Source organism: Streptomyces sp. NPDC096013 (assembly GCF_044763565.1).
Lineage (GTDB): Bacteria > Actinomycetota > Actinomycetes > Streptomycetales > Streptomycetaceae > Streptomyces.
Map to the genome: position 1 here is coordinate 468,928 of NZ_JBIWGK010000006.1, position 11,521 is coordinate 480,448.

Annotated in this window: 7 protein-coding genes and 1 tRNA gene; 5 read left to right on the forward strand and 3 right to left on the reverse strand. The window is 73.4% G+C overall.

What is annotated here, in order from left to right; genetic code table 11:
• Positions 1–7: 7 nt before the first annotated feature.
• The 5 genes from ACIRB1_RS23015 (at position 8) to ACIRB1_RS23035 (ending at position 8,666) form a co-directional block, all read left to right on the forward strand.
• Positions 8–2,260 carry a DNA polymerase III subunit gamma and tau gene (locus tag ACIRB1_RS23015; RefSeq protein WP_403466764.1) on the forward strand — a complete coding sequence of 751 codons (2,253 nt, stop codon included), beginning with the start codon at positions 8–10 and terminating at the stop codon, positions 2,258–2,260.
• 118 nt (positions 2,261–2,378) lie between these two features.
• Positions 2,379–3,632 (forward strand): phosphoribosylamine--glycine ligase, encoded by a 1,254-nt coding sequence (purD, locus tag ACIRB1_RS23020; protein ID WP_352179704.1) that lies wholly within the window; start codon positions 2,379–2,381, stop codon positions 3,630–3,632.
• 412 nt (positions 3,633–4,044) lie between these two features.
• Positions 4,045–5,892 carry a hypothetical protein gene (locus ACIRB1_RS23025; RefSeq protein ID WP_403466845.1) on the forward strand — a complete coding sequence of 616 codons (1,848 nt, stop codon included), beginning with the start codon at positions 4,045–4,047 and terminating at the stop codon, positions 5,890–5,892.
• Positions 5,893–6,173: 281 nt separating this feature from the next.
• Positions 6,174–7,673 (forward strand): N,N-dimethylformamidase beta subunit family domain-containing protein, encoded by a 1,500-nt coding sequence (locus ACIRB1_RS23030; protein WP_352179703.1) that lies wholly within the window; start codon positions 6,174–6,176, stop codon positions 7,671–7,673.
• A gap of 93 nt (positions 7,674–7,766) precedes the next feature.
• Positions 7,767–8,666 carry a phosphoribosylaminoimidazolesuccinocarboxamide synthase gene (locus tag ACIRB1_RS23035; protein WP_352179702.1) on the forward strand — a complete coding sequence of 300 codons (900 nt, stop codon included), beginning with the start codon at positions 7,767–7,769 and terminating at the stop codon, positions 8,664–8,666.
• Between the two features lie 46 nt (positions 8,667–8,712).
• Here the strand turns inward: ACIRB1_RS23035 and ACIRB1_RS23040 are convergent.
• The 3 genes from ACIRB1_RS23040 to ACIRB1_RS23050 form a co-directional block, all read right to left on the reverse strand.
• A tRNA-Gly gene (locus ACIRB1_RS23040) sits at positions 8,713–8,785 on the reverse strand.
• Between the two features lie 23 nt (positions 8,786–8,808).
• The gene (locus tag ACIRB1_RS23045; protein WP_352179701.1) at positions 8,809–9,426 is read right to left on the reverse strand and encodes a response regulator transcription factor; all 618 of its coding nucleotides are present in this window, start codon (positions 9,424–9,426) and stop codon (positions 8,809–8,811) included.
• 844 nt (positions 9,427–10,270) lie between these two features.
• Positions 10,271–11,509, reverse strand: coding sequence for a histidine kinase (locus tag ACIRB1_RS23050; protein WP_352180084.1), 1,239 nt, complete (start codon positions 11,507–11,509; stop codon positions 10,271–10,273).
• Positions 11,510–11,521: the final 12 nt, after the last annotated feature.

Below are 11,521 nucleotides of genomic sequence, written 5' to 3' on the forward strand. Positions count from 1 at the left end.
CGTACGCGTGTCGTCTCTCGCGCTGTACCGCCGTTATCGCCCGGAGTCGTTCGCCGAGGTCATCGGGCAGGAGCATGTAACCGACCCGTTGCAGCAGGCGCTGCGGAACAACCGGGTCAATCACGCGTACCTGTTCAGCGGGCCGCGCGGCTGCGGCAAGACCACGAGCGCGCGCATCCTGGCCCGCTGTCTGAACTGCGAGAAGGGCCCCACCCCGACCCCCTGCGGAGAGTGCCTGTCCTGCCGCGACCTCGCGCGGAACGGACCGGGTTCGATCGACGTCATCGAGATCGACGCCGCGTCGCACGGTGGTGTGGACGACGCCCGTGAGCTGCGCGAGAAGGCGTTCTTCGGACCCGCGAGCAGCCGTTACAAGATCTACATCATCGACGAGGCCCACATGGTCACGTCGGCGGGCTTCAACGCGCTGCTCAAGGTCGTGGAAGAGCCCCCGGAGCACCTCAAGTTCATCTTCGCGACCACCGAGCCCGAGAAGGTCATCGGGACGATCCGGTCCCGGACGCACCACTATCCCTTCCGGCTCGTCCCGCCCGGCACCCTGCGCGAGTACCTGGGACAGGTCTGCGGCCAGGAGAACATCCCCGTGGAAGAGGGCGTGCTGCCGCTCGTCGTTCGCGCGGGCGCCGGTTCCGTGCGTGACTCCATGTCCGTCATGGACCAGTTGCTCGCGGGGGCGAGCACCGACGGTGTGACGTACGCCATGGCGACCTCCCTGCTCGGCTACACCGACGCCTCGCTCCTCGACTCCGTCGTCGAGGCCTTCGCCACGGGTGACGGCGCCGCCGCCTTCGAGGTCGTCGACCGCATCATCGACGGCGGCAACGACCCGCGCCGCTTCGTCGCCGACCTCCTGGAGCGCCTCCGCGACCTGGTGATCCTCGCCGCCGTCCCGGACGCCGTAGAGAAGGGCCTCATCGACGCCCCGGCCGACGTCCTGGAACGCATGCAGGCCCAGGCGGGCACCTTCGGCGCCGCCGAACTCAGCCGCGCCGCCGACCTCGTCAACACCGGCCTCACCGAGATGCGCGGCGCTACCTCGCCCCGCCTCCAACTGGAGCTGATCTGCGCCCGCGTGATGCTCCCCGCCGCCTACGGCGACGAGCAGTCCGTCATGGCTCGCCTCGACCGCCTGGAGCGCGGCGTCAACTTCTCGGGCGCCGCCGCAGCGCCCACCATGGGCTACGTCCCCGGCCCCGACGCCCACATCCAGGCGCAGCCCCCTGCGCAGGCCCAGGCCCAGGCTCAGGCCCCCGTCCCCCCGGGCGGCGGAGCCGCCGCCGCGCGCGCGGCCGTACGAGGGCCGGGCGCACCCGGCACGCCCCCGCCCGCGATGCCGGCGGAGCAGACCCCGGCACCTGCCGCCCATACCCCACCGGCCGCGCACACCCCGCCCACCCCGGAGCCCCCACAGCCCCAACCCCAACCCCAGGCACAACCCGCGGCCCCCGCCCCCGGCGCCTGGCCCACCGCCACGGCCGCGGGCAGCGGCAGGCGCCCCGGCGGCTGGCCCACGGCCGCCCCGGCAGGTGGCGGCCAACCCCCGGCCCCCGCGCGCAACACCCCCGCGCCCACCACCGCACAGGCCCCCGCACCCCAAGCCGCGGCCCCCGCCCAAGCCCCCCCGGCCGGCGGCCCCGACCCCCGCACCCTCTGGCCGAACATCCTGGAAGTGGTCAAGAACCGCCGCCGCTTCACCTGGATCCTGCTCAGCCAGAACGCGCAGGTCACCGGCTTCGACGGCACGACCCTCCAGATCGGCTTCGTCAACGCCGGGGCGCGGGACAACTTCAACAGCAGCGGCAGCGAGGACGTCCTCAAGCAGGCGCTGGCCGAGCAGTTCAACGTCCAGTGGAAGATCGAGGCAGTCGTCGACCCGTCGGGCGGCGGCACCCCGCCCCCGCAACAGGGCGGTCCCTACGGCGGCGCAGGCGGCGGCACAGCAGGCGGCTACGGCGGAGCCCCGGCCGGCGGCTACGGCACCCCGGCCCCCGCGGCACCGGCCCCCCGCCCGACGTCCGCCCAGTCCACGCCCCCGCCCACCCCCAATCCCTCATCGGCACAGTCCCCGGCGCCCGCCCAACCCCCCACGCCCCAGGCCCCCGCCCCCCGCATGGTCTCCGCCGAGGACGACACCCCGGAAGACGACGACCCGGACCTCGACGAATCAGCCCTCTCCGGCCACGAACTGATCGTCCGAGAGCTGGGAGCCACGGTGATGGAAGAGTTCACGAACGAGTAGCCCCACCCCTCGACCCCGCCCACCGCTATGCCTCCAGACCTCCCGCGAACAGCCCGACCCCCCACCCCGAATCCGGCCCCCACCCCGCCCCACCCCCACGGTGACCTAGGCTGACCCCGTGAAGGTCCTCGTCATCGGTACCGGTGCCCGCGAACACGCCCTCTGCCGCTCCCTGTCCCTAGACCCCAACGTCACCGCCCTGCACTGCGCCCCCGGCAACGCAGGCATCGCCGAGGTGGCCGAGCTGCACCGGGTGGACCCCCTCGACGGCGCGGCCGTAGCCGAACTGGCGACGAAGCTCGGTGCCGAGCTGGTCGTGGTCGGTCCGGAGGCCCCCCTCGTCGCCGGCGTGGCCGACGCCGTGCGTGAGGCGGGCATCCCGGTCTTCGGCCCCTCCGGTGAAGCCGCGCAGCTGGAGGGCTCCAAGGCCTTCGCCAAGGAAGTGATGGCGGCGGCCGGTGTGCCGACCGCCCGTTCCTACGTCTGCACGACCCCCGCAGAGGTCGACGAGGCCCTGGACGCCTTCGGTGCGCCGTACGTCGTGAAGGACGACGGCCTCGCCGCGGGCAAGGGCGTCGTCGTCACCGCAGACCTCGAAGCGGCGAAGGCGCACGCCAACGCCTGCGAGCGGGTCGTCATCGAGGAGTTCCTCGACGGCCCCGAGGTCTCCCTGTTCGCGATCACCGACGGCGTGACCGTCGTACCCCTCCAGCCCGCGCAGGACTTCAAGCGCGCGCTGGACGGCGACGAGGGCCCGAACACCGGCGGCATGGGCGCGTACTCCCCGCTGCCGTGGGCCGACCCGAAGCTGGTGGAGGAGGTACTCCAGACCGTCCTCCAGCCCACCGTCGACGAGATGCGCCGCCGCGGCACCCCCTTCTCCGGCCTCCTCTACGCCGGTCTCGCGATCACGAGCCGCGGTGTGCGGGTCATCGAGTTCAACGCCCGCTTCGGCGACCCGGAGACCCAGGTGGTCCTGGCCCGGCTGAAGACCCCGCTGGCCGGCGTCCTGCTCGCCTCCGCGAACGGCACCCTGGACGACCTCGCCCCCCTGCGCTGGAGCGAGGACGCGGCGGTCACCGTCGTCATCGCCTCGCACAACTACCCCGGCACCCCCCGCACCGGCGACCCGATCACCGGCCTGGACGAGGTGGCCGCGCAGGACGCCCCGCACGCGTATGTGCTGCACGCCGGGACCAGGCACGACGGCGACACGGTCGTCAGCGCGGGTGGCCGCGTCCTGTCCGTCACGGCGACCGGCACCGACCTCACCCAGGCCCGCGAGCGCGCGTACGCGGCCGTGGCCCGCGTCCGCCTCGACGGCTCCCAGCACCGCACGGACATCGCGGCGCGGGCGGCGGCGGACGCGTAACGGGCGACCAACCGCCCCGACAGCACTCGGCACCCCCGCAGCCCCGGACAGCACCCGGCACCCCCGCAGCCCCCGGCAGTCCGCCACACCCCGGCGCTCCGCCACCCCGGCACCGCCCCGAAACACCCGGTATCACCGGCCTCCGATGAACCCCACAGGCCCCGAATCCGTCTCACGATTCGGGGCCTGATCCTTGCCCTCTGTCATCCACCTTTCCCCTGAGCCATTCCATCGAGTGACCGATGCCCCAACCGGCTGACGGGGGCCGGGGCCCCAACTATGGTGCGGCGCAAGCGTTCCGGCACTTGGCCCACCGGCATTGCGATGTCAGTGACGGGTGCCACAGTGGGGGAGTGAGCAACGCCAGCAGAGCGGGACAGCACGGAGGGGGTGAGGTCCGGTCGTGACCGGTATGGGTGTGGAGGCGGGCGCGCAGGCGGCGCGGTCCAGGGCCCTGGCCGTGCTGCGTATCCGCAGCCGGGCGCTGGCAGTCGCCCTGTTGCCCGCGGCCGTCGCGGTGATCCTGCTCGCGGGCGGTTCCACCGGCCATCTCGTGGGCCGGGGCTGGGACGTCTCCCGTTGGGTCATGGGCGTGGCCGCCGTCGTCGTGCTGCTCGCGGCCGGCGCCATCGCGCTGGTCGTCGCGCGGGCCCGCCCCGCGGTCAGTCCCACGGTCGCGATCGCCGAGGAGTCCGCCCCGGACCTGTACCGCATGGTGCGTGACCTGGCCGACCGCCTGGATGTCCCGGCACCCTCCGCGATAGCGCTCACCCCGGACTGCGACAGCTGGCTGGAGGACCGCACCCATCCGGCCCACGGCCCGCCCCCGCAGGAGGACCGCGACGAGATCACGGGCGTACGGGGCCTCACCCCGGGCCGTTCCCGTCGTACGGCTGCCTCGCCCGTCCTCGTCATCGGCTCGCCGTTCCTGTGGTGGATGCGGGTGGGTGAGCTGCGCGCGGTGCTCGCGCCGGTCGTCGCCGGCACGGGACCCTCCGCGCATCCGGACATAGCCGCGGCCCGCCGGTTCGTGCGCGGGCTGGACGCGGCGGTGGCCGTGACGTCGGCACCCCGCGGGCCCGTGGTCCGTTCGGTGCTCGCCGGTGTCGGCTGGGTCGCCCGGCTGCTGCTGCGCGGTTGCCGGGGCCACGCGGCCGAGATGGAGCGGGGCGTGGCCGCCGCTGCCGCCGAGCGCGCACAGGCGGTGGACTACGGCCTGCGGATCGTCGCCCAGGAGCAGGTGGGACTGGCGTACGCGGGCTGGGACCGGCTGCTGACCCGGGTCGCGCTGCCCGCGTGGCGGATGGGCCGCTGGCCGTCCCGGCTGGACGCGGGCGTGGTCGCCGCTCTCACCGAGCTGTCCCGGCGCGACCGCCTGGCCGAGGGCTTCGCCTCCCGGCTCGGCGAGCGCCCCGCCTGTGACCTGCTGGAAGAGCCCGGTTCGATCGACGAGGCGACCTCGCTCCTCGCCGCCCGCCTCTTCCACGGCGGCCCGGCCGAGGCCGGTCCCGACTGGGCGCCGGTGGACTGGCAGGAGTATCCGGAGGAGGTCGTCGACCGTAAGTGGCGCACGGACGCGGCCCGTCTCCACCGCGTCCTGGACACCCTCGGTGTCCGCCGCGCCCCCGACCCGGCCACGCCCCACCATGACGCCCCGACCCTGGCCCGGGTGGTGGACCATCTGACGGACCCGACGGCGGAGTCCGCCCGGTACGGCGAGCCGGACGGGGAGACCCACGGCGCGGGACCGTTCGGGACGGTCACCACTCCGCCCTCGCCCCTGGACACCCCCCTCCCCGAGCCGGAGCCGTACAGGGCGATGGCGGCCGACGACGACGAGGAGCTCGGCGAGAGCGGGTCCCCGCACAGCGCGGCCCTCGCCGCGGGCCTCACCGCGGAGCTGGCGCGCGAGGAGGGCGCGGCCCCGCCTCCGAGTTCGGCCCCGCCCGGCCAGGGGCCCGACACGGCACTCTGGGACGACGGTTCGCTCCCCCTCTTCCCGCTCCAACCGCCGCGCACAGGACGGGAGTTGCTCGCCGACCACGTCACGGCGATGGTGTGCTGCGCCGCGATGGACACCGCGGGGGCGACCCCCGGCCTCGACTGGCTCGACGGCCCGACGCTGCTCGTGAACGGCGAGCGGGCGGCCGATCTCGCCCCGAGAGTCCTGTGCCTCGTCGAGGACGGCGACCCGGCCCCCCTGCGGGCCTGGCTGATCGACCTCGGCATACGCCCCGAGAAACCTGTCCGCCTCGTCTGACTCCGGTCAGCGCTCCGATCCCGCCCGCCCCCATGCCCTTCAGGAGCGCGGGGAACCGCGTGACCAGCGCCCACGCCGCCGCACTCGCACACCACCCGAGCCACAGCACCACCCGCCCGTATCGGAATCGAGTCCTCCACTTTTGGTCAATTAGCGACGACCAGTGACAGGGTGCGTGCTTAATGTGATGTGCTGGGCCCGATCCCGTACGTGGCAAGAGCACGCGACATACGACAGTTGAACGAAGGACCACTACGGGGGCATGAAGGAGGGGAGCGGCCATGGGGTCGGAGCAGATCCGCCGCTGGGAGTCGGGAGCGCTGGCGCACGCCGTCACGGACCCCTTCGGGCAGGGCCCCGTCCCCTGGCTCCGGGGCAGCGAGACCTATTTCGACGACACCGGCCACGTCGTCCCCTGGTACGTGGACCCGGCCCCCGCCCACACCTCCGGCAGAGACGCCCCCAAGGTCCCCGCCCCGCGCGGCTCCGGCGGCGCCCCCCGCTCCGCCGACGACGTCCGCCGCCAGATCAAGGGGTTCACCTCCGCCGGCGCGGTCGCCCCCGGCGAGGCCCTCGACTTCCATGTCACGGTCGACCCGCCGCAGGAGTTCGCCGTGGACATCTACCGCATCGGCCACTACGGCGGTGACGGCGCCGCGAAGATCACCACCAGCCCGCGCCTCTCGGGCATCGTGCAGCCCCCGCCGCTCACCGCCGACCGCACGGTCTCCTGCCACCACTGGTGGCTGTCCTGGCGCCTTCAGATCCCGGGTTACTGGAGCATCGGCGCGTATGTCGCCGTCCTCACCACCGCCGACGGCTACCGCTCGCACATCCCCTTCACGGTCCGCGACAACCACCCCGCCGACCTGCTCCTCCTCCTGCCGGACATCACCTGGCAGGCGTACAACCTCTACCCGGAGGACGGCCGCATCGGCGCGAGCCTCTACCACGCCTGGGACGGCGACGGCCGTCTCCTCGGCGAGTCCGAGGCGGCCACGACGGTCTCCTTCGACCGCCCGTACGCGGGCGCGGGCCTCCCCCTCCACGTGGGCCACGCCTACGACTTCATCCGCTGGGCCGAGCGCTACGGCTACGACCTCGCCTACGCCGACGCCCGCGACCTGCACTCGGGCCGCGTGGACCCCACCCGCTACCGGGGGCTGGTCTTCCCTGGCCACGACGAGTACTGGTCGCAGCCCATGCGCCGTACCGTCGAACTCGCCCGCGAGCACGGCACGTCCCTCGTCTTCCTCTCCGCCAACACCATGTACTGGCAAGTGGAGTTGGGGCCCTCCCCGTCCGGCGTCCCCGACCGCCTGCTCACCTGCCGCAAGCGCCGGGGCCCGGGCAAACCGGTGCTGTGGCGTGAGGTCGACCGTCCCGAGCAGCAGGTGGTGGGCATCCAGTACGCGGGCCGGGTGCCCGAGCCGCACCCCCTGATCGTGCGCAACGCCGACCACTGGCTGTGGGAGGCGACCGGCGCCGGCGAGGGCGACCCGATCGAGGGCCTGGTCGCGGGCGAGGCCGACCGGTACTTCCCGCGCACCCAGCTCCCCCCGCACGACGAGCGCATCCTGCTCGCCCACTCCCCGTACACGGACGGCGAGGGCGCCCTCCGCCACCAGGAGACCTCCCTGTACCGCGCGCCGTCCGGCTCCCTCGTCTTCGCCTCCGGCACCTTCGCCTGGTCCCCGGCCCTGGACCGCCCCGGCCATGTGGACGCCCGCGTCCAGCGGGCCACGGCCAACCTCCTGGACCGCATCTGCAAGCACCACTGACCCTGTGACCAGCGGTCGGCCAACCCCGCGACCGGCGGTCGGCCCCGCATACGGGACAATCGAGCCAGTTGGACAGACCCACTGGAGGAACCCGTGTCCGGATTCGTAGAAAAGCCCGAGCCGCTCCAGGTTCCTGGCCTGACGCACCTCCACACCGGAAAGGTGCGCGAGCTGTACCAGAACGAGGCGGGTGAGCTCGTGATGGTCGCCAGCGACCGCATCTCCGCGTACGACTGGGTGCTGCCCACGGAGATCCCCGACAAGGGCCGCGTCCTCACCCAGCTCTCGCTCTGGTGGTTCGACCAGCTCGCCGACCTGATCCCCCACCACGTCCTCAGCACCGACCTCCCGCCCGGCGCCCCCGCCGACTGGGCGGGCCGCACGCTGATCTGCAAGTCCCTCCAGATGGTCCCGGTCGAGTGCGTGGCCCGCGGCTACCTCACCGGCTCGGGCCTGCTGGAGTACGAAGCCTCCCGCACGGTCTGCGGACTCGCCCTCCCCGAGGGCCTGGTCGACGGCAGCGAACTCCCGGCCCCGATCTTCACCCCGGCCACCAAGGCGGCCGTGGGGGAGCACGACGAGAACGTGTCGTACGAGGAGGTCGCCCGGCAGGTCGGCGCGGAGACCGCCGCGCAGCTGCGGCAGGCGACCCTCGCGGTCTACGGGCGGGCCCGGGACATCGCGCGGGACCGGGGGATCATCCTCGCGGACACGAAGTTCGAGTTCGGCTACGACGGCCGGACGCTGGTCGCGGGCGACGAGGTCCTCACCCCGGACTCGTCCCGGTTCTGGCCGGCCGAGGAGTGGGAGCCGGGGCGCGCGCAGCCGTCGTACGACAAGCAGTTCGTGCGCGACTGGCTGACCGGGCCGGAGTCCGGCTGGGACCGCAGGAGCGAGCAGCCTCCGCCGCCGCTGCCGCAGCAGGTCGTGGACGCGACCCGGGCGAAGTACATCGAGGCGTACGAGCGCCTGACGGGCCTGAGCTGGAGCTAGCGGAACGAAAGAACCCCGGTCCACCCGGACCGGGGTTCTTGCTTTGAGCGGACGACCAGGTTCGAACTGGCGACCTCAACCTTGGCAAGGTTGCGCTCTACCAACTGAGCTACGTCCGCGCTGCGCCGTGGCGCGAGAGCAACTATACCCAACCTCGCTCGCGTGCGAGACGCACTGCCGTATGACGGTTCTCGGCACCGAGTTTCGAGGCGGCGGAGGAGAGGTAGTTGCGCACGGTGCCCTGTGAGAGCGCGGCCCGTTCGGCGATCTCCGCGACCGGCGCCCCGTCGGCGGCCAGTTCCAGCACCTCGGCCTCGCGGGCGGTCAGCGGGGAGTCCCCGGCGGAGATCGCGTCGGCGGCCAACTCGGGGTCGACGTAACGGTTTCCGGCATGCACCGTACGGATGATCTCCGCGAGCCGCTGCGCGCTGACCGTCTTCGGCACGAACCCGCGCACCCCGGCCGCGAGTGCCCGCTTCAGATGCCCCGGCCGCCCGTGCCCGGTCACGATCAGCACCCGGCAGCCGGGCAGTTCGGCCCGCAGCGATGTGGCCACCTTCACACCGTCCGCCCCCGGCATCTGCAGATCGAGCACCGCCACATCCGGCTCATGCGCCCGAGCCATGGCCAACGCCTCGGGCCCACTCGCCGCCTCGGCCACCACCACAAGATCATCCTCAAGCCCGAGCAACGCGGCAAGCGCCCCCCGGATGAGGTGCTCGTCATCAGCGAGCAGGAGTCTTACGACGGCTCCGGTCATGGGGTGCTCCTGGTCGAGATAGGGAGGGAAGGAGGTCGCCGGGCGCCAACGAGGCGCCCTCGCCTGCGGCGGGCGGAGGCTGTGCGACGCTTCCGGCTGCCGGGCTCTTGGCCTTGCGCGCAGTGTGCCGGGATGCCGAGGTCTACGGTGTGGCGTCCTCGCCTGCGGCGGGCGGAGGCTGTGCGACGCTTCCGGCTGCCGGGCTCTTGGCCTTGCGGGCAGTGCGCCGGGATGCCGAGGTCGACGGTGACGTGTCGTCGCCTGCGGCCTGCGGAGGCTGCATGACGCTCCTGGCTGCCGGAGTCTCTGCCCCGCGCGTAGCGCGCCCGGGATGCCTCGGTCGATCGCAAAAGGCGTCCTCGCCCGCAGCCCGCGGAGGCTGTGCGACGCTTCCGGCCACCGGGCTCCCGGCCTCGGGCGCGGTGCGCCGGGGTGCCGAGGTTGACGGTGTGGCGTCGTCGCCCGTGGTCTGTGGAGGCTGCCTGACGCTTCCGGTCACTGGGCTCTCGGCCTCGCGCGTAGCGCTCCGGGATACCCAGGTTGACGGTGAGGCGTCGTCGCCCGCGGCCATCGGAGGCTGCATGACGCTCCCGGCTGTCGGAGTCTCGGCCTCGCGCATAGCGCGCCGGGATGCCTCGGTCGATCGCAAGGCGTCCTCGCCTGTGGTCGGCGGAGGCTGTGCGACGCTTCCGGCCGCCGGGCTCTCGGCCTCGCGCGTAGCGCGGCGGGATACCCAGGTTGACGGTGAGGCGTCCTCGCCCGCGGCCCGCGGAGGCCGTACGACGCCTCCGGTCACCGGAACCCCCGCCCCCGGCACCCCGCCGACGTCCCGCGCGCACCCCCCTCATGAGACGCCGCCCCCCGCCCCCATCGCCGAGGGCACCGGGACCGTGGCTGTCACGCGGAAGTGGTCGGTGTCCACGGGGCCCGCCTCCAGTTCGCCGCCGATCGCGGTCAGTCGCTCTCGTAGTCCGATCAGTCCTGCCCCGCTGCCGCTCTCGGGCAGTGCGTCCGCCACCTTCGCGCCGTCGTTCTCGACGGTCAGGACGACCCGGCCCCCGGTCACCCGTACCTCCACCACGCATCGCCCCGCATCCCCGTGCCGGAGCACGTTCGTCGTCGCCTCGCGGACCACCCAGCCGAGCGCCGACTGGACCTCGACCGGCAGTCCCGCCGCGTCGCCCGTCACCTCGCACTCGATGCCCGCGGCGCTCAACACGCCCTGCGCTCCCGCCAGTTCGAGCCGGAGGTCGGCCTCGCGGTAGCCCCGTACGACCTCGCGTACCTCGCGCTGGGACTCGCGGGCGATCCGCTGGACCTCGATCATCTGCTCCACGGCCTCGGTCCGTCCCCGGCGCGCCAGCTGCACGGCCAGTTCGCTCTTCAGGGCGATCACCGACAGGTTGCGGCCCATGACGTCGTGGAGGTCGCGGCCGAACCGGAGCCGTTCCTCGGCGACGGCGAGGCGGGCGCGGGTCTCGCGGGCCTCGTCGAGTTCGTAGACGGCGTCGAGGAGCCAGACGGAGAACGCGGCGGTGAAGGCGAGCCCGCCGCCCGCGATGAGCACGCCCAGCGCGGTGCCGAGCGCGGCCGGGGCGGCCACCTCCAGCGGGAGCTGGGCGAGCAGCGTGCCGGCGACCGCACCGGTCACCACCGCGAGGATCTGCCGCGGCCCGCGCATCCCGAGCGTCAGCGTTCCGACGCCGAAGGTCAGCACCCCCACGAAGACCGTGCTCGCGGCGGCCCGCGCCTGGTCGTCGGCGGGACCCCGTTCGCGCAGGACCAGCGCCACCAGGGCGATCAGCACGGTCACCGCGCCGAGGAACCACATCAGCCGTACGGGCCGCGCGCGCCGGTCGCGGGTCCAGTCGAGCGCCCGGGACGCGGTCGCGGAACAGCTCAGCGCGTGCACGGCCACGAGGGCCGCGAGCCAGGTCGCCGTACCCGCCCCGACCTGCGCGAACAGCGGCAGTCCGAGCGAGGCGACCTCGATCAGGGCGAAGAAGTGGAAGGACCACCGGGTGTACGTCTCGACCTTCCCGGGCGTGCTCTTCCGTCCCCACCAGCCGCCGGATGCCTGCATCACGTGGTCCCC

Excerpts from the sequence above, each read along its gene's own strand:
- ACIRB1_RS23045 (WP_352179701.1), bottom strand. The coding sequence starts at position 9,426 with ATGACCGGAGCCGTCGTAAGACTCCTGCTCGCTGATGACGAGCACCTC.
- ACIRB1_RS23030 (WP_352179703.1), top strand. The coding sequence starts at position 6,174 with ATGGGGTCGGAGCAGATCCGCCGCTGGGAGTCGGGAGCGCTGGCGCAC.
- ACIRB1_RS23025 (WP_403466845.1), top strand. The coding sequence starts at position 4,045 with ATGGGTGTGGAGGCGGGCGCGCAGGCGGCGCGGTCCAGGGCCCTGGCC.
- ACIRB1_RS23050 (WP_352180084.1), bottom strand. The coding sequence starts at position 11,509 with ATGCAGGCATCCGGCGGCTGGTGGGGACGGAAGAGCACGCCCGGGAAG.